We start from the raw sequence: 19122 nt of genomic DNA, 5'->3' as shown, positions 1-19122 counted from the left end.
CAGAGTACGATAGGAGAGTGTCACAGACTTACCGAGCAATACCCGGCGATCGGACCGCATCGAGCCGAGCCTCAATAGGTCGAGCCTCCAGTGAGTCGAGCCCCCAGCAGACAGAGTAAACGGTAATGGAAAATCAGACACTTCAGATCACTCACGATTTCGAATCCATTTCCAACCCTGAAAATGAATCCGACACGACGTGCGATACACCGCAGGCTCATCGCCGAATTCTAGACCACGGTGCGCTGTGCGTCCTCCGCAAGGACTTGAAAGGTCGTATCCAGTACGCCAACGAAGCCTTCTGTCAATCGTATGGTAAGCCGGCCGAAGAATTGGTCGGAAAGACGGACTTTGACTTGTTCCCCGCCACCTTGGCCAAGGACTATTCCGACAGCGATCACGCGGTCATGGACAGTGGCCAACCCCTGCACGCAATCGAAGAACATCAAGTCGCCCAGGGCAAGCGTCGACAAGTCGAAGTACTGAAGGTTCCGATGCATTCCCAATCGGGAACCGTCAATGGAATCCAAGTCATTTTCTGGGACGTCAGCCAACACCAACAAACCGAGCAAGAACTTGCGACGACCAAGTTTTTAATGGACACCTTATTAGACAACGTCCCCGACGCGGTCTATTTCAAAGACAAACAAAGTCGCTTCATTCGTATCAGCCGCGCCATGGCGACACTGTTTCAACTGCACGACCCACATGAAGCAGTTGGCAAATCGGATGCCGACTTCTTCGGCATCGAACACACCCGCGATGCATTCGCCGACGAGCGACGGATCATGGAAACCGGCGAAGCCATCGTCGCCAAAGTCGAACGCGAAACTTGGCCCGATCGAAAAGACACGTGGTGTTCAACGACCAAAATGCCTCTGCGAGACCCGTCGGGCATGATCATCGGGACGTTCGGGATCTCGCGTGATGTCACCAGCCAAATGCGAGCCGAGATCGAACTGGAACGTGAACGCGATCTACTAAAAACGATCTCGGATAACATCCCCGATCTCATTTACGTCAAAGATCAATATGGCCGCTTTGTCACCTGCAACGCAGCCGTCTTAAAACTGTTTGGGTTGGAATCTGTCGACGACATCGTTGGCAAAACCGATTACGACTTCCTGCCTGCCGAACTGGCTTGCGGCTACGTCGCGGACGACCAAATTGTCGTCCGCTCCGGCGAAGCCATGGTCGACAAAGAAGAATGCTCACAACAGGCCGACGGAACCCAACTGTGGTACCTGAGCACGAAGGTTCCATTGCGAAATCAAGAGGGCGAGGTCACAGGAATTGTCGGCATCGGACGCAACATCACGTCCCGCAAGAAAGCGGCTGAAGAATTGGTCGCCGCCCGCGATGCAGCGGACAGTGCCAACCGGGCGAAAAGCGAATTCCTGGCGAACATGAGCCACGAGATTCGGACGCCGATGAACGCCATCATCGGGATGACCGAATTGCTGATGGACACCAAAGTTGACATCTCGCAGCGTAGCTACCTGAAGATGGTTCAGGAGTCTGGCGATTCGCTGATGACGATCATCAACGATGTTCTCGATTTTTCAAAGATCGAAGCCGGCATGCTAGACATCGATTCAATTCCCTTTGACATTCGGGAAAATTTTGGCGACACGATGAAAACCCTAGCGGTCCGTGCCCACGCCAAGAATCTCGAACTGGCGTTTCGGATTGATCCAGAAATCCCTCGGTTCGTAGTCGGTGACCCTGGTCGCTTGCGTCAAATCATCATTAACTTGGTTGGCAACGCAATCAAATTCACGTCCAAAGGCGAAGTCGTGGTGGAGGTGGAACTGCAAAGCACCAGCGAGGAAGAGCATCGCGTTCTTGTGTGCGTACGCGACACAGGAATCGGCATTCCCGAAGAAAAGTGCGAATCCATCTTTCGAGAATTCGAACAAGCCGATGCCTCGACGACACGCCAATACGGCGGCACCGGTCTCGGTCTCACCATATCATCCCGGCTTGTCAGCATGATGGGCGGCGCCATCTGGGTTGACAGCGACATCGGCAAAGGCAGCCGGTTCTACTTCACATCCGTTCTGGGTGTCGCTCCCGACGATGTCCAAACGAGCAAATCGCGAGGCGTGGTCATTGTCGGTGGGACCAACGTGTTGATCGTTGACGACAATGAAACCAACCGTTTTATCTTAAAAGAAATGCTGACCAACTGGGGAATGAACCCAGTGTTAGCGGAATGCGTCGACGATGCGATTGCCGAGATTCATCACGCGACTCAGGCTGGGAATCCCTTTGGGCTGGTTGTCACGGACGTCAACATGCCCGGCCAAGATGGATTTGATTTCGTACGCCAACTGCGAGCGGAAGAGTTGCTTGAATCTGCCCCCGTGATCATGCTGACCTCCGGTGGACGCCTTGGCGACAAAGACCGTCGGCATGAATTGGGCGTCGCCGATCGCTTGATGAAACCCGTTAAGCAATCCGAACTGTTCGACTCCATTGTCCGTGCTCTGGGCGTGAACGGTAGTGAAGATTCCGACGAACCGGAAAGCAAAACCGACTTCGCGATCGAGAACCTCAAAATTTTGCTCGCCGAAGACAACCTCGTTAACCAGAAACTGGCCGTGGGTTTACTCACTCGGTTTGGACACGAGGTCATGATTGCCAACAATGGTGAAGAAGCTGTTAAAGCGTTGCTGGACGATGATTACGATGTCGTCTTGATGGACGTTCAAATGCCAGTGATGGATGGGATCGAGGCGACCCGAGCGATCCGAGAAAATGAAAAAGCAACGGGCAAACATGTCCCGATCATTGCCATGACGGCCAATGCAATGAAAGGCGATCGCGAAGAGTGCATTCAGGCTGGAATGGACGACTACGTGCCCAAGCCCATCCGACGCGAACTCCTCTTCGAGTCACTCGCGAAAGTGGCATCCAACCTGAAAGCGGAGCCGAGCTCAAGCTCCGATGAACCTTTCTCGAATCCTGCGTCTTCAGAGCAAACATCGACGTCCGAGTCCGCTTCTGATCCGGATTGCGAAATCGCGACGGACGATCACGTGGCACCCGATCTGACCGAGACCATTACCGACTGTGACACGGACACTCCCAGCGCATGCGAAACGGAATCCGCCCCAATTGAGTCACAGGTTGCCTCCGAGCCAATGCTGGATTGGGACTGCTTAAAGGAGTCATTTGGCGAAGATCGGGAATTGATCGCCGAGCTATTCAGTGCTTTTATCGAAGAAAGCGGGGTGCTGCATGCCGACATCCAAGACGCTGTCGCCAAAGACGATCGCCCCCAATTGAAGCGTGCCGCTCATGCACTCAAAGGAGCCGCGATGGCAATCCACGCGTCCCCAATCGTCGCGAAACTACGAAAGCTCGAAGAGACGACTGAGGACACGGACTTAGCAACGATCCGAGCGGGACTCCCCATGCTGAAGATCACCTTGCTTAGAACGGAAAAGGCAATCAAAGACTTCCTGAAGCAGACCAAAGCGAAAGAGGTTTAGCACCGATCGATTGATGACTGGCATTGTGGACAAAGAGACAAATCCTTGGCAATAAAACTTGCCCTTCGTCCGATACCGTTTCGCCGCTTGCTGATCCCGCAATGTTCAGAACACCGACGCAACCGAAGTTCGATCCATGCCACTACGCGTCTCGCCTAGGTTGCTGTTACGCCGAAGTCACAGTTAGGCCTAAATCGCTGTGGCTCTAAATCACTGTGCCCCTAAATCGCTGTGGCCCTAAATCACTGTGGGTTTAAATCACTGTGGGCTTACCTAATTGACGACGAACCGGCACCAATTGGCCGGAGTGCATCAGGGAGTGTGTGCCAATCAGAACGAACACCGCACCAACGGTCGGGCACCAAGGCTGAAAGTGTTCTGGCGCGGCGGCGTTCAACTCTTCGTCGGTTGCCGCGTCCAGAGCCGCAAGCGACGTCTGGCGAACCTTGCCCATCAATGCCAAGTATTCGTCCTTCGTCGAGAACTTCGAAGCATCGTCACAATCGGTATTTTCTTTGCCGTGCGTTTCGGCAAATCCCTCAGGAAGCTCGGTAGTCACTCCAGGGCAAACTGAGGCCAACAACTCGACCTCCGACGCGATCAAATGACCGGTTTGCCAAGCCAGGTGGTTACACCCAGGCGCCGGTCGCGTCATCAGCTCGGCGTCTTCCATGTCAGACAAATACGCCGTGTAAACCATGTCGCTCATACTCATCGCGGCGCGGATTGCTTCTTTTGCGTGCATGCTTCTTCGTTACCAGAATAGTTGGAATAAGGCGGCATCAAGTCGACGGCAACTCGGCCACAAGATGCGGATAGTGTACCAGACCGATCACGATTGGTCGGAACGAGCGGAATCGAGGCCAATGCCTGTGCTCAACGATCGACATAGATGCGTGCGACTTCGGCAGCCCAATCGTCCCAGCCTTCAGCGGCGGCTTCAAAATCCGCTCGCATCCAACGGACCGATTCGGCCGGCAAGACCGCTGGCGGGAACTTACTCTCTTTGCTGATTGGCAATTGACTGCTGCGGCCCATCGCCAAGCGGTCTTCTGTTTCAGGCGTCAACAAATAGTCGGCCAAGCGTGACGCCGCGACTGGGTGCGGCGCGTTCTTAAGAATCGCAAGCGTATTCGGAATCCGCAATGTTCCCGGCTGGTCGGGCTGCTGATCGGGGAACACGATTTCAACGGGATAGCCCAAGTCTTTTTCGATCATCGCGTCATCGGTGTCCGTTAGCCCCCAAGCGACACGCCCTGCCGACACGGCTTGAGCAACCTGTTTGTTTCCTGACAAGACTAACGCGTTGTCAGCAATTGCTTGAAGCTCCGCCAATGCCGCCTCTCGTCCCATCAATTCTCTCAAAACCGCAAAGTGGGTCGCTGTGGTGCCGAATAGAGGACGCGCAACCGCGCAATTATCCTTCCACTTCGCGTCCGAAAGCTCCGACACGCTGCTCGGGTAAACCAACCCTTCGCTATCATCGCCTTCAGACGCCTTAGCTGATTTGAGCCGATCGGTGTTTACCAACAACACTCTCGCCCGTGCGGCGAACCCACACCATGTTGAGTCGCTGGCGATCATATCGGCAGGCCAATCTCGCGGCACCGACCAATCGTGCCTAGCCAGCAACCCTAACTTCTGCAGCCGCACGGTGTGCAGAATTTCGTTGTTCCAAAACAGATCACATCGAGCACGGTCCTTTTCGGCCATGATCTGGTTCACCAACCCAACTGTCTTGGTGGACTCGACGTCAAACTTGCTAATCACATTAATGTCGTAGTCGACCTTTCGTTCAAACGCGTCGAGCATCGGAAAGGCAAATTCTTCGTCCAGGGCCGAATACACCACCACATCCTTCTCGCTACGCGGCACACAACCCACCAAGCCCAAGCATGCTAGCAAGACACCCCACAAAACAATTCGCATCCGAATCCCAAACCTCAATCGAGTAAACATTTGTAATCACCCCGCACCCCGCACCCCGCACCCCGCACCCCGCACCCCGCACCCCGCACCCTGTGGTCCTGCGGCCCTGTGGCCCTGTGGCCCTTTCTTCAATCTCCCCTCCTACTTCTTCCCCATCGCTCGTTTCGACGCAAAGAACTCGGTCAACATCCGCCCACAGCGATCCGCCATCACGCCGGCGGTCACCTCACATTGATGATTCAATCGCTGATCATTCAACACTTGATACATGCTGGTCACCGCCCCCGCCTTGGGATCACTCGCACCAAAAACGACCCGCGGCACACGAGCTTGCAAGATAGCTCCAGCACACATTAAGCAGGGTTCAAGAGTCACGTACATTGTCGCATCCTCCAACCGCCAATCCTCGATCGCAGCAGCCGCTTGTGTGATCGCAATCATCTCCGCGTGCGCAGTTGGATCGTGTAACGCTTCGCGTTCATTCGCCGCACCGCCGATCATCGTGCCGCCACGAACAATGACCGCGCCCACTGGCACCTCGTCCGCAATCGCGGCCGACTGAGCCAACTCAATCGCCCGCCCCATCCAGTGCAGGTCAAAATCGATCAGCGGGTTCTCTTCCGAATCAATCAACATCGTTTTCTGTCTCGAAGCAAACTGTTAAAAATGGATCCTAAATATTTGCGAGGCCAGGCAGGCGACACCGCTCGCCCGGAGCCCAACACGCGTCTAAGGAGAGGCCCCAAACCCCCTCCCTACCCCCCCTTTTTTTGGGAGGGGTCGAGCGAAGCGAGGGGGAGGGCCACCCACAACTCCACACAACAAGCCTCTCACAACTCCCGTGACCGCATCACTTCGCCGGTAACGATCGCAACTGGATCGCCCGAACTTCGCTCTTGCACTGAAAGTTGGCCAGGCCCAGAGGCAAACAAGGATCCATCTCGATCCGCACTTCGAATTGGTGCGGCTCTCGCTCGACGTTTGCCCATTCTTCATCATCGATCCAGCACTGGATCTTTTTCTCGTCCACACGAACGCGAACGTCGTACCAGGTCCCCTGCTGGAACTCTTTGTACTGCGTAGTTTCGTTGTTGGACGCATCGTTGCCATCAATGCTGCTCAGCCCCACCATGCCGCCTCCCCAGCCTCCCAGCACGAACGAGCAATATTCCTTGCCGACTGGGAAGGTGACAGCAATGAAGAAATCAAAGCCATCCATTCGGCGTGCTTGAAGTTTGATCTCGTAGTTCTCTCGTGGCATCGGGCCAGTCCAGCGAACACCGGTCATCGGGTGGCCCATCCCCAATTCGATCAGTTGGCCAGGCTGCTTTGGTGACGTGGAGCTTTCAGCGGCTGCCGATTTCTGATTGAGAGTCAGCGAACCGGTATCGCCCAAAGCGGTATCGCCAGCGGAGACATCTTCGCCCTTGGGTTCCGCCGCTTGAAGAGCGCCGCCAGGCTTCTTGGCTTCCGTGATCTCAACCTCTCCATCACCGCCGAAGGAAGCCGGTTCCCAGTGCGAAATCATGGGCTGAAACTTTGCCGACACGTTAAACGACGTCACCGGCTTGGCTTCGCCTGTTTCCCCCGTGCCAGTGGTGCTGGGAACGACCTTCACCCCAGATTCGGAAATGACCTCTTGGCAACGTCCTGAAACTGGGCAAACTAGGAGCCCCAGGAAGGCCGCGGCAGCGATATGGAAGCCTGACATAAAAAAGCGATGCATGTGTCGGATTTCAGATAGGGCGAAGGCAGGGATGCACGATACAGGAGAACATGGACTCAGTTGTCTTTTCGGTCCATCTCATCTTATCACGAGCATGACCTATGCAACCCGTTTCGGGAATTCGACTCTTTGGCACCCGGCTGGCGATTTTATTGCTGGCGGTCTACTGGTGCTCGATATTCACCGGCACACACCTGCCCAAGATCCCTCGCGCAATGCCGAAAGTTGATGACAAGATCATGCATTTCTCGGCGTTTTTCGGCCTTGCACTGCTGCTGTGCTACTGCACCAACTCGCGTCGACTTTGGAAGCGTTTTAGCACCATCGCGGCCGTCTGCCTGACCTACGGAATGCTCGACGAATGGACGCAGTCGTTCGTCCGTGGACGCAGCACCGACATTTACGACTTCGCAGCCGACGCCACCGGAACGCTACTGGCGATTGGGTTGTACGCCGCCGGCCGCATCATCTGGGGCCGCCGACAAGTCGCTCGCTGCCAAACCGCAGCCAACGCAGCAGCCTAGCCCACTGCATCCTGTGGCCCTGTGGCGTTCTAGACCTTCACCCCTCCAGCTTCCCTCACTCCGCCACAAAAATGTAGCCGGGGTCCATCGTCAGGTACCACTGTCGCCACGCCCGCTGAGCTTTCCGAAGTTCACCGTAATCCTGGTCTTCTCCCCGGGTGATCTCCATCCCGAAGCCTTCGAATTTGCGGCTAATGAACCGCAATCCATCACGAGCGAACGTCCGCACGCTGGTATCGGGGTCATCCAGGGCATAGATCAGCGACGGCACGACCCGCATTTCGTCGCTCTGGGCCAGCAAACGAGCCGCGACCCGTCGAGCCTGCCATGACGAGGATCCCCGCACCAGCCGTTCAAGCCGATCCAGCATCGCCTTACGAGCCTTCGGTTCAGTGGGCAGCTTCATGTCCTCCGGCAATGATTTTCCCTCCAGAGCATCCCCGTCGCCCTCCTCCAACATATCCAGCAAGTCGGTAACGGCTCCCGCAACAGGCTCCCCCTTAATCTGAGTCCCATCGACCACGATCTTGGTAGTATCCCCAGGCAACCCAAACCCCCCAGCCAAAGTCCCCTCCTGAGTAGCCTCAATCGCCTTCTGAGTGCTGCGGATTAAGAACAAAAGTGCGAATGAAGTACCGACTGAACTAGGCATCGTCCCCTTCGTCTCCCAACCTCCGTTACCATTCTGAGTAGACTTAAGATATTTTACCCCGAAATTATACCAGTCTGGACTGCGTTCCTTGGTTAGTCCCAGAGCCGCAGCGCGAAAGCTTTCATATCGTTCCATCGAATACAACTGGTACAGCGGCCACACTGATTTTTTGACCGACGGATCCGGCGAGTTTTTCTCTAAGTACTGATCGCTTGCCTGAATTTTCTCGGTAAACATCGCAACCGGCAACACTGGCCGTTTCACATCGCTCACCCCCCCTAAGTATCGTTTAACTGCCTTAGGAATCCCGGGAATGTTTGGGTTTTCGATCGCAGCCCCTTCTCCCCAGAGCCTTAGCAGGTCGCCACAAATTAAGAGGGCGCTGCCTCCTGCTAATGCCATGGAAGGTGTAACGCCAACCTGCTTTGACCCCGTCGACAGGTCCCCCATATAGGGCCAACCGCCGCTCGCATCTTGTATCCTGCCGAGCCAGTTTACGGTGGCTGGAATGCCCTGATAATTAACCAAAACCCCAGCATGATCGAGTGTCCACATCGCTAGGGTTGCGTATTGAGTCTGAGAAACATCTCCCTTCTGCTCCCCGTAATAGGTGTAAGCTCCGTGGTCTCTCTGGGCAACTCGAAAGTACTTCGCAATTTCCTCAAGCTGAGGGCGATACATTTCCTTGTCGACTTCCGCAAGAACCATCGCTGCTACGCTGAGGCTATAGTTCGAACGACTTGAGTGTTTAGTTTTTGGAGGCGGTTGCCTCATAGCCCCAACAATTCCCAACGCTGCCTTAACTCCTTGCTGGACGACCGGGTTTGAAGGGTCATGCACCACTTTCATATGGGCATACCCTGCCAACGCCTGCTCCCCCCATCCGGGCTCGTGGAGGCTCCCAAGCGGATAACGCGTTTTCGATTTGACACTCGATTCGAGGTGCTTTACCCCCGCATCTATCATCCCTTTGACAGTGGGGTGTTCTGATGTGAACTCTTGGCCCACCGCCGATGTGGCAACTACTAATAGCAGGCATGACAGCAAAATCTGGTACAACATTGTCGCGTATTCATTGTGTTTTGGATTTCGAGCATCAAACTTGGATTTCTCAAAGCCCCAGTGTAGGCGTGTATTCCCAGAGCTGCAAAGACTTCCATCCAGATTGCCGCAGTTAGCCATTTTTTCACCTCTTCAAAAGATGCGCGGAAATGTCTTTTTCGACAGTGAAGTTTGGGCGAGTTTGAACACCAAAATATTTGTCAACCATGGAATCGCCGACCGATCAACTCGACGCGACAACCGGAAGTACTCGCCAATTTGTCGAGTATTCTGCGCAACCCGAATCCGCCAATTCGATTGTATTGCTCTGGGCAATTCTAGCCAGCTGCTGGAGGTCCCGAGAGCTGACCTGGGTGTTGTTCTTGCGTGATCTGAAAGCTCAGTATAGGCAGAGCTACCTTGGCTACCTGTGGATCGTCGGACCGATCATTGCCACAACGATTAGTTGGATGTACTTGAACTACTCCCGAATTGTTCACGTGGAAACCGGGAATATTCCCTATCCTCTCTTTGTGGTAACCGGCTCATTGATTTGGAATGCGTTTGCGACTTCGGTCATCCAACCTCTTGTTTCTTTTAATGCAGGCAAGCCTGTATTCATGAAGCTAAAAGTACCAGTGGAGTCGTTCATTTTAGCAGGTATGGGACAGATTATCTTTAATCTGCTGCTCCAGACAATTTTCTTGACTCCACTGTTCTTGATCCTCCAGGTTTCGCCCGCGTGGACCGCTCCCATGTTCATTGTCGGATTAGCGTGCACTGTACTTGTCGGTGCGAGTATTGGGATCGCGTTGATTCCCCTTGGAGCTCTTTACACGGACGTCTCAAAAATGCTGACGGTTTCTCTCGGCTTTGCGATGATTTTAAGTCCGGTCGTGTATCCACCTCCGCGAACCGGAATCGCCAGCGTCGTCATGGACTGGAATCCATTGACGCCTCTAGTGATGTCGACACGGAATTGGCTCTTGTCTGGGGATTGGGGGTATGCCACTGGACTATTGTGGACAACAACAGCCGCATTGATCCTTATGGCCATCAGCCTCATGGTTCTTCGAGTGGCAATGCCGAGGCTTGTTGAACGGATGGGAATGTAACTGCAAAAGTTAACCTGTTACGTCAATTCGAATTTCCATCTGTAGTGCGTTGTCCGCGGGACCATGTTCTGACTGCCCTTTAATTAGAAAACGATGTCTCAAGAAGTATTGATCCGATGTGAGAATGTAGGCAAGAAATTCTGCCGCGATCTAAAACGCAGCCTCTGGTACGGTGTTCACGACATCACTGTGGATCTGCTGGGAACAAGGCGTGCGGAGGAGACCGAACTTCGCCAGTGCGAATTCTGGGCAAACAAGGATATCAACTTCGAGGTTAAACGCGGAGAATGTTTGGGACTAATCGGTCGCAACGGCGCTGGAAAAACGACGTTGCTAAAAATGCTGAACGGGTTGGTCAAGCCAGATGTGGGAAAGATCGGTATCCAAGGTGATGTCGGTTCACTGATCGCCTTAGGGGCCGGATTCGATCCGGTGCTTACCGGCGCGGAAAACATTCGGGTGAACGGAGCAATCTTGGGACTTAGCCAAAGGCAAGTCCGCAACCGGCTTGATGAAATCGTGGACTTCGCTGGCATTAATGACTTCATCCACTCTCCCGTCCGAAACTATAGTTCCGGAATGCAAGTCCGCTTAGGGTTTGCAATCGCGGCCCTACTGATCAAACCGGACGTACTTATTCTGGATGAAGTTCTTGCTGTTGGCGATGCGGCTTTTCGATCCAAATGCTACCACGTCATTGGCTCATTGCTCGACGAGGCTGCCGTCATTTTTGTTAGTCACGACATGGAATCTGTCTCTCGGATTTGCAGTCAAGCAATCCTGCTGAACAAGGGGCGCGTCGCGTGCAGTGGCAACGTCGCCGACGCCTGCCAGGCGTATGATGACTTAAACTCATCCGATCAGATAAGGAACAATGGATTTCTGCATATTCACGAACCCTTTACACAATTCGATGCGCAATGCTGCATCTCGTACGAGGGGCAAATGACTTGCGTCCAAATCATCGTTCAAACGACGCTTAGCAGACGATTTAGCGGTTATTTCCATATTCAATTATTTAACCACTCTGAAACGCTATGCTTCGAATCAAGCCGCAATGCTCCGTATCAAATTGAAATCGAACCAGGCACCCAAAGCTGCGAGTTTGAGCTTGAAGCAATGCCGCTATCGTGCGGAACCTATCTGCTAAGCACCATCATCTATGATGAAAGGCAAGTCCGAACTGTAGTCTGGGCACATCAGCAGTGCACCTTTGATGTTCGTCAGGACCTGCGTGCGAAATCCGCATACGTCCTTCAATTCGCTCAAACAAAATAGAGCTCCCACATGTTTCGCAGATTGAAGGCGATCTATCAGATCTTTCAAGAATTTCGTGCAGAGTCCAAGTTCCCTCCGATTCAGGCACCGGATGTTATCCAGTTTCCGATCAATGACATTTGTAACTCTCGCTGTCAGATGTGCAACATCTGGCAACAGAAGAAACAGCATGAGATTACGCCGCCTGAGATTCGATCCGCTCTTTCAGATCCTCTGTTTGCGACAATCAAGGGAATCGGAATTAACGGCGGCGAACCGACTTTGCGGAGAGACATCGGTGATGTCGCGCAGGCCGTAATTGACACGCTTCCAGCGTTACAGTCGATACACTTGATTACGAATGCGATCCGTTACAAACAGGTCATTGAAGCCGTCAAAGATATTGGAGAACGCTGCCAGCGTTCAGGCGTACAACTCAGTGTGATGGTGTCCGTCGATGGAATCGGACCCGTGCATGACAAGGTACGCGGCCGAGAGGGAAACTTTGATTCGGCCGAACGAACGCTTGGATTATTAAAAGACAGCCCGTTGGTCAACGATGTTCGAATTGGCTGCACTGTTATCCGGGACAATGTTTATGACGTAGAAAACGTTTTAGACTGGTGTGTTGAGCATGGAATCTATGCACGATTTCGCATAGGAATTCCTCATCAAAGACTCTATTCGTTGAGCTTTCCACACCCAACGACTTTGGATGACGACAGGAAGTTTCACTTTGCTAATTTCTTAGACAACTTGCGATTGAACTATGAAACAGACCCGTTGCGAAAAGACTTTTACCTTAGCTTGCGGAATCAAATCATCTATGGTGCACCACGGGCAGCAGGATGTGCATGGAAGTCGCATGGAGTAACGCTTGGTCCACAGGGAGAGTTTGCCTACTGCGCGGTCGAAAGCCCCGTTCTAGGAAATGCAGTCCGGGAGCCTGCGACTGATCTCTATTGGTCCAATCGAAAAGTACTTTCTGAAATCCAACACAACAAATGCGCATCCTGCCTACATGACTACGAAGGAGTCATGGTGGATGAGTCGCCCAACCAGCGAATGCGAGAATACGTCACCGATCGCATTGCGTCCCGAAGCCGTTCAATTGCGAGTCTAGTAACACCCAAGGTTTTACGCTCATCAGTCAAGACGATGACTGACGCCTGCAAGAGAATCATGAAGGGAGCATCGACCGCTCAGCCCGCTCAGCATTCGGAGCGGTCCACCAACGCGGCCAAGAACGTAGTCAGCAATCCCCAAAAACTACCAGGCAGAATTTTGTTGTGCGGGTGGTATGGAACCGAGACGCTTGGCGACAAAGCAATTCTTGGCGGCGTGGTGCAGCAATTGCGAAGCAACCGACACCTGGAAATCGACTTGGCCTCCCTGGAACCATACGTGTCGGCGCATACGATCCGACAGATGCCGGAACTTGGGATTGCGCGTAATCTATCTCTTGGTGATGCAAAAGAGGCGGTACAAAACGGTACTTATCGCGCAGTAGTGATGGCAGGTGGCCCCTTGATGAGTTTGATCGAACAAGTCGACGACATTCGGGAATTGTTCATCAACGCGAGAAAGGTTGGAGGAGCAGCTATCTTGGCTGGATGCGGGATTGGGCCTCTAAACTTCTCTGTGCGAGATCGGAGTATCGCTGATATTATCAGCCTTTCCACTCATGCGGTTTTTCGCGACCAAGCGTCGAGCCGTTTGGCAACGCAGTTAATCGATTCCGACGTGAGTTTTCCATGCATGCTTGACCCCGCCTTCCTGTGGATCCGCCAACAAATCTCGCAGAAAAAATCGAACAGCACGATTCCGAAGCCAAAGAACCAGATCTTGCTCGCCCTGCGAGACTGGCCCATTCATGAATATGCGGCCGACATGGGAGAAAAAAACGCCAAGCGTATTAAGAAACATTTCGAACAAGAGGTCATCGAATTCATCAACGAAATACAAAACCGAGACTCCACTACCACAATTATCCCGTTCTGCATGCACAAATATGCAGTGGGTGGAAACGACCGGTTGTTTTATCGCCGAATCCTCAAAAACCACCCCCAGATATTACGGAGTATCGATCATCTTCACCGATCCCCTACCGCAGATCTCGATCGTTTCCTAGAGTCCAAAGCTGTCTTGGCAATGCGTTTTCACAGCGTTGTGTTTTCATTGGCTACTCAGGTGAATTTTCAAGCAATCGACTATACGCTAGGCGGCAAAGTCAAAGGACTTTGCGAAGACTTAACAGTTTCAGACCGACTGCACTCTATTGAGCAATTTGATGGTAAGAGGGTCGCAACGCAGATGCTGGATTCGATTGGCTATAACGAGCTACAAACGGACCTCGGTGAGAGGGTACAGCGTAGTGAAGAAGCACTTCAGAAAATCTTCCGCCATCTCGATGAATCCGCGGCAAGTATTGAAGGATAGTTGTGTCTTGTTTGTCAGCGTCGGATATGAGTTCTTGGTGAGACATTATTGAGATGGCGAGGTGATGCCACTTAGCAAGTACGTTGTTTTTTACCTACGGTATGACCTATGAAAATTGCCATTGTCAGCACTCTTGCATCAGGTGGTGCTGGCAAAGCTGCCATGCGGCTACATCTTGGCCTGCGATCGTTAGGGGTAGAAAGCTGCTTTATTAACGAGCAGATTTCAGATCCTGAAATCCGCGTGGTTCAAGGGATGCGTGTTGCGAACGCCATAAACTTGCGTATTCAACGAAAAATAGATCGCTATCTGCTCGATGCAGACAATCATTCACTCGAGCAATCCGCTGCAACCGAGACGATTGGCCACTGCGAGGGTTTCTCCGATTGCTGTGTTGATCTGCCTTTACAACTAGATCTGCTGGAAGAGTACGATGTGATCAACCTTCATTGGGTCACACAATATGTGGACCTAGAACAGATTTTCAAGCGATTCGCGGGAAGGAAACCAATCGTTTGGACCCTACATGACATGAATCCTTTCACCGGCGGTTGTCACTATGATGCAGGATGCGGCAAGTATCTCCAACAATGCAATCATTGCCCAATGTTGATTAAGAGCGGCCCCGACGACGCTTCATGGACGATATTCAATCGGAAAAAACGGATCTTCGAACACTTGAATAGAAGTGATTTGAATATTGTTGCTCCATCGGAATGGCTAAGCATTGAGGCAAGCAAGAGCAAGCTGTTTAGAAGATTTCAATCTACGACGATTCCAAACGGACTGGATACAGGCCTCTTCCGAATCCTGGATAAGAAATTAGCCAAGCAATGTTTTGAGATCGCGGATGACATTCCTTGTTTGTTGTTTGTGTCTGACAGCTTGAACAACCAACGAAAAGGAATCGATTTATTGCTTGAGGCCATCAAAGAATTGCAATTAAGCGGAATGCCCTGCCGAATCCTATGCATGGGTGGAGGAGTCATCACACGACAATTGCCAGAAGATATTGATGTCATAAATCTGGGCCGGGTGTCCAACCCGCACTTCATGCGAATGATCTATTCGGCCGCAGACCTTTTTGTAATTCCGTCGCGACAAGATAATCTACCGAACACAGTGCTCGAATCGCTGGCCTGCGGTACGCCTGTTGCAGGTTTTATGATTGGAGGCATTCCAGAAATGGTAGACGAATCAAAGACAGGTTGGCTTTCCTCTAAAGTCTCGCCACACCAACTTGCCGATTCTATTCGTCGGGGACTGACTGCACTGAATGAAGAGGGCAATGCCCATCGCATCCAACAGCAGTGCCGTAATTCGGTTGAAACCCACTACAGTTTCAATAAGCAAGCAAAGAGCTACCACAAACTTTTCTCCAGACTTTCGAAAGGGGCTTGATTTCGAACAGATCGATGTTGGCCATCGAAAGGGGTCTTAGATTGCCGAATCGTTCAGCACCGTTTAGTATTTTGCTATTACTGTCACTCGCTCTGCATGGCTATGTTGATGCCGACCCCTAAAATATCTGTCGTCACCCCTTCGTTCAATCAAGCGGAGTTTATTGAGGAGACGCTGCGGTCAGTCATCGAGCAAGACTATCCCAACCTGGAATACATTGTGGTCGATGGAGGGAGCACGGATGGATCTGTTGAGATCATTCAAAGATACGCTGACCGTCTTGCTTACTGGGTTAGTGAAGCGGACGACGGACAGAGCCATGCGATCAACAAGGGATTCGCTAAAGCAAACGGAGACATCTTCTGCTGGATCAACAGCGACGACTTGCTCGAAAAGAACGCACTTGCTGCCGTGGCGGACTATTTCACCACTCACGATCAATGCGATGTCATTGTTGGAGGGAGCCGATTGATAGATGAGCATGGGGAGAACGTGCCGATGCCAGGTCGTGACGGCGTTCTTTCAAGCACACGTTTCCTGGAGTACGAAATCGATGAGGCGCTCGCCTACTGGATTGCCCGATGGTTCCCCCAACAATCCACCTTCTGGCGTTCGAACCTGTGGCATGAAGTCAACGGGCTGGATAACTCACTTCATTTGGCGATGGATTACGACCTCTGGCACCGTTTTGCCAAGCGAGCAAAATTTCACTCGACGACGGACACACTCGCTTCATACCGCCTTCACTCGGAAGCGAAGTGTTCTTCGCAGCGAGATGAGATGCTACTCGAAATACTCCAGGTGCGTGCCAGCCACGGATCTGCTGATGTGCAGGAATTTTGGAGCTATTGCCGCGACTGCCTCGATCATTACCGACCGCCGAAACCAGTCAAGCCTGATCCAATCCGGCGAACCTTCGGGTTTGCGAAACGACAACTTGGAAAACTGACCGACCGGTCCACACCTCCATCTCAGGAATCACCGTGAGAGCGATACGGCTGATTACGAGCAACGCAGGCCAATGGGGCGGAAGCGAACTGCTCTGGCAGCGAACTGCATTGGCGTTACAAAAAATGGGGCACGTCGTTACCGCTCACGTTCCGCTTAGCCAAAGTTCCGCCTCGAGCCTTCAACCACTTCGCGAAGCGACAGTCAATGTGACTACGACGCCGACCGAACGGAAGCAAGCTTGGGCATCGCGTTTGTCTCGGCTAATCGGGGACAACAATTGGATCCAAAGCACTTTGCTACAAGATCCGCTCGATCAACACCACGACTTAAACGTTGTCTCAATGGGCAACTTAGTCGAAGGGCTTCCAATACTGCAAAAACTCGCAGCGGATGGCCAGAATTTTGCAGTGGTCATTCAACTGGTGGCTGCTTTCCAGTGGCCGAACGATGAAGTTGCTGACTTGCTTCGCGAGGCCTTTCGATACGCGAAATGCGTTTGTTTCGTATCCGAACAAAACCGACTCCTAGCGGAACGCCAGTTGGGTCCGATCAAGAACGCGGTCATTGTGCGGAATCCTTATTTGGTTCCGTACCGCCAGGAAAATCCGTACCCTGATTGCTCCAACGGTCTCGTACTCGGTTGCGTCGCGAGACTCCATGCCTATCACAAGGGACAGGACTTACTGATTGAAATGATGGCCCGTCCGAAATGGCGAGACCGAAAGGTGAAGGTGCACCTGTTCGGCGAAGGGCCTCACCATGATTGTATCCAAAGAATGATCCAAGCTCATTCACTCGAAAATCGCATCGTCCTGCGTGGGCATTGCGAAAAAATCGCTGATATATGGAGTGATTGCCATGCACTTATCCTCGCGTCGCGTATCGAGGGACTGCCTTTGTCGTTGGTGGAGGCCATGCTCTCGTCACGCTCCGCCATCGTGACAAACGTGGGGGGCGCCGCTGAACTAATCGAAGACAATGAGAACGGTTTTCTAGCGGAGCATCCGAGCGTCGAAGCACTTGACGATGCTCTCGAGCGTGCTTGGCAGCGAAGAAACGAATGGGAGGTCTTGGGAAAGAAAGCGGCAGAGAAAGCCCAATCTGTCTACACGGAAGCCCCGGCAGAAACCTTTGCTGAGTTCCTCTGCACCCTGGAGCTTTAACGATGACGATTCCAATGAAGGTGCTTTTCGTCTCCCATTCGGATAGCTGGGGCGGAGCTGAAAGGTGCTTGTACCTGCTAATCCAATCGCTGCCGAGAGACCAATTCGATCCCGTCGTGGTATTGCCTGGCTATGGTGATCTCTACACAGCGTTTGCGAAACTTGGAATTAAAACGCGGCAGGCGCCGATGGTTTGGTGGGCTGCGCCTACGGGCAACCACGACGAACAACTGCGTTTGTTCGGCTACAGCCTCGACGAAAGAGTCACGAGGATTACGGACATCATCAGGGAGGAGGAAATCGATTTAATTTTCACCAACACGAGCGTAATTGCCGAAGGTGCACTGGCGGCTGCTCGCACCAAGCTGCCACACGTTTGGCATATTTTAGAGATGCCTCGGTCGGACCCAACGCTGAACTATCTTGCTCCAGTAAAAACGGTAGTCGATTTTATTGGCTCACTCTCAACGCAAGTGGTTGGAGTATCACAAAGCGTGGTCAACGAACTGCAGTCGCCCCGCCATGAAAATGCCCAGGTGATCCACACCGGTGTTCCGAACCTGTCGGGAGAGTCTTTCGCCAAGTCAAAGGAGGACATCTTTGGCGTTTCAGAGAAAACTCCAGTGATCTGCTTTGTCGGCAAACTAAGCCATCGCAAGGGCATCATGGATCTGATCCCAGCCGCAACAAAAGTCATTCAATCCGCACCGGATGCGAGGTTCGCGGTCGCTGGCGGAGACCACGATCGGTCAACCCAATTTCGGCAGGGGCTTGTGGATGCGAATCTCACAAAATCCTTTCTATTGCTAGGCCCTCGAAAGGATGCCCTTAAAGTTATTGCCAGCTCCGATTTGCTCGTTTTGCCCGCACTAGCCGATCCACTTCCCGTCGTAGTCCTAGAGGCAATGAGCCTAGCAACACCCATCGTCGCGACCCGGAGCGGTGGTTGCGAAGAAATGATCGAAAACGGAGTGTCGGGCTTGTTGGTGCCGATCGCGTCGCCAGACTCACTCGCAAATGCCATTTGCCAGCTTTTAGAAAACCCGGTGAAAGCGAGATCACTGGGGCTGCTTGGCCAAGCCTGCCAACGCGAGAATTTTACAGAACGAAATTGCGCCGACCAATTTGCAAGGATGTTTCAACAGTCTCGATCTTTCGCTTCATCAACAAGGTCAAGCTCTAAATCAAATGACACTTTGCAAGACGTACTCGTTGCGGTAGGCCACGAGAGTAAACTTTGCAACGATTCACTATTTAGCAGGTCGCGAAATACACTTCGCCACCTCATTGCTCCGCTGCTTAGACGTCGAAGGCGACTACGAGACCGCAGGATGAACAACTTGGTGCGCCGACGTTGATAGCTCACCTGTTTCCCAAGGCTCATCGCCGACGGATAAAGATTCGCTGGTTGGAAAAGCTAGCCTAGC

General features: G+C 52.6%; 14 protein-coding genes. 9 read left to right on the top strand and 5 right to left on the bottom strand.

Going from position 1 to position 19122, the window contains the following annotated elements; genetic code table 11:
- The first annotated feature begins 125 nt into the window (after window positions 1–125).
- Window positions 126–3497 (top strand): PAS domain-containing protein, encoded by a 3372-nt coding sequence (locus tag ACR3ZL_RS06395; RefSeq protein ID WP_473648715.1) that lies wholly within the window; start codon window positions 126–128, stop codon window positions 3495–3497.
- 253 nt (window positions 3498–3750) lie between these two features.
- Here the strand turns inward: ACR3ZL_RS06395 and ACR3ZL_RS06390 are convergent, their stop codons facing one another.
- From ACR3ZL_RS06390 to ACR3ZL_RS06375, 4 genes are all read right to left on the bottom strand, one after another.
- Window positions 3751–4242 (bottom strand): DinB family protein, encoded by a 492-nt coding sequence (locus ACR3ZL_RS06390; RefSeq protein ID WP_486173296.1) that lies wholly within the window; start codon window positions 4240–4242, stop codon window positions 3751–3753.
- 131 nt (window positions 4243–4373) lie between these two features.
- The gene (locus ACR3ZL_RS06385) at window positions 4374–5426 is read right to left on the bottom strand and encodes an extracellular solute-binding protein (RefSeq protein WP_473653385.1); all 1053 of its coding nucleotides are present in this window, start codon (window positions 5424–5426) and stop codon (window positions 4374–4376) included.
- A 141-nt stretch (window positions 5427–5567) separates the two neighbouring features.
- Entirely contained in the window at window positions 5568–6062 is a 495-nt protein-coding gene (gene tadA / locus ACR3ZL_RS06380) for a tRNA adenosine(34) deaminase TadA (RefSeq protein WP_473648718.1), read from the bottom strand.
- Between the two features lie 214 nt (window positions 6063–6276).
- The gene (locus ACR3ZL_RS06375; protein WP_473648719.1) at window positions 6277–7152 is read right to left on the bottom strand and encodes a 3-keto-alpha-glucoside-1,2-lyase-like domain-containing protein; all 876 of its coding nucleotides are present in this window, start codon (window positions 7150–7152) and stop codon (window positions 6277–6279) included.
- A 101-nt stretch (window positions 7153–7253) separates the two neighbouring features.
- Here ACR3ZL_RS06375 and ACR3ZL_RS06370 point away from each other — a divergent pair, with 101 nt between their 5' ends.
- A complete protein-coding gene (locus tag ACR3ZL_RS06370; protein ID WP_473648720.1) occupies window positions 7254–7676 on the top strand; it encodes a VanZ family protein in 423 nt (140 codons plus the stop codon).
- 55 nt (window positions 7677–7731) lie between these two features.
- On the opposite strand, the gene ACR3ZL_RS06365 is transcribed toward ACR3ZL_RS06370, so the two are convergent.
- Window positions 7732–9510 (bottom strand): hypothetical protein, encoded by a 1779-nt coding sequence (locus ACR3ZL_RS06365; protein WP_486173295.1) that lies wholly within the window; start codon window positions 9508–9510, stop codon window positions 7732–7734.
- Between the two features lie 86 nt (window positions 9511–9596).
- Between ACR3ZL_RS06365 and ACR3ZL_RS06360 the strand changes: the two genes are divergently transcribed.
- The 7 genes from ACR3ZL_RS06360 (at window position 9597) to ACR3ZL_RS06330 (ending at window position 19053) form a co-directional block, all read left to right on the top strand.
- Window positions 9597–10484 (top strand): ABC transporter permease, encoded by an 888-nt coding sequence (locus ACR3ZL_RS06360; RefSeq protein ID WP_473648723.1) that lies wholly within the window; start codon window positions 9597–9599, stop codon window positions 10482–10484.
- Window positions 10485–10577: 93 nt separating this feature from the next.
- Complete coding sequence (locus ACR3ZL_RS06355; RefSeq protein WP_473648724.1) at window positions 10578–11762, top strand: ABC transporter ATP-binding protein; 1185 nt, start codon at window positions 10578–10580, stop codon at window positions 11760–11762.
- Window positions 11763–11771: 9 nt separating this feature from the next.
- Window positions 11772–14180 (top strand): radical SAM protein, encoded by a 2409-nt coding sequence (locus tag ACR3ZL_RS06350; protein ID WP_473648725.1) that lies wholly within the window; start codon window positions 11772–11774, stop codon window positions 14178–14180.
- A 108-nt stretch (window positions 14181–14288) separates the two neighbouring features.
- The gene (locus ACR3ZL_RS06345; RefSeq protein WP_473648726.1) at window positions 14289–15581 is read left to right on the top strand and encodes a glycosyltransferase; all 1293 of its coding nucleotides are present in this window, start codon (window positions 14289–14291) and stop codon (window positions 15579–15581) included.
- 108 nt (window positions 15582–15689) lie between these two features.
- Window positions 15690–16568: a glycosyltransferase family 2 protein gene (locus ACR3ZL_RS06340; RefSeq protein ID WP_473648727.1), complete on the top strand. Its 879-nt coding sequence runs from the start codon at window positions 15690–15692 to the stop codon at window positions 16566–16568.
- On the top strand, window positions 16565–17695 hold the full coding sequence (locus tag ACR3ZL_RS06335) for a glycosyltransferase (protein WP_473648728.1): 1131 nt from the start codon (window positions 16565–16567) through the stop codon (window positions 17693–17695). Before ACR3ZL_RS06340 ends, ACR3ZL_RS06335 begins: the two co-directional genes overlap by 4 nt.
- A 2-nt stretch (window positions 17696–17697) precedes the next feature.
- Window positions 17698–19053 (top strand): glycosyltransferase family 4 protein, encoded by a 1356-nt coding sequence (locus ACR3ZL_RS06330; RefSeq protein WP_486173294.1) that lies wholly within the window; start codon window positions 17698–17700, stop codon window positions 19051–19053.
- Window positions 19054–19122: the final 69 nt, after the last annotated feature.

Source organism: Rhodopirellula sp. J20-39, from assembly GCF_057365095.1.
The sequence above is the reverse complement of the archived record's forward strand: the minus strand, read 5'-3'. Positions and strand labels throughout refer to the sequence as shown.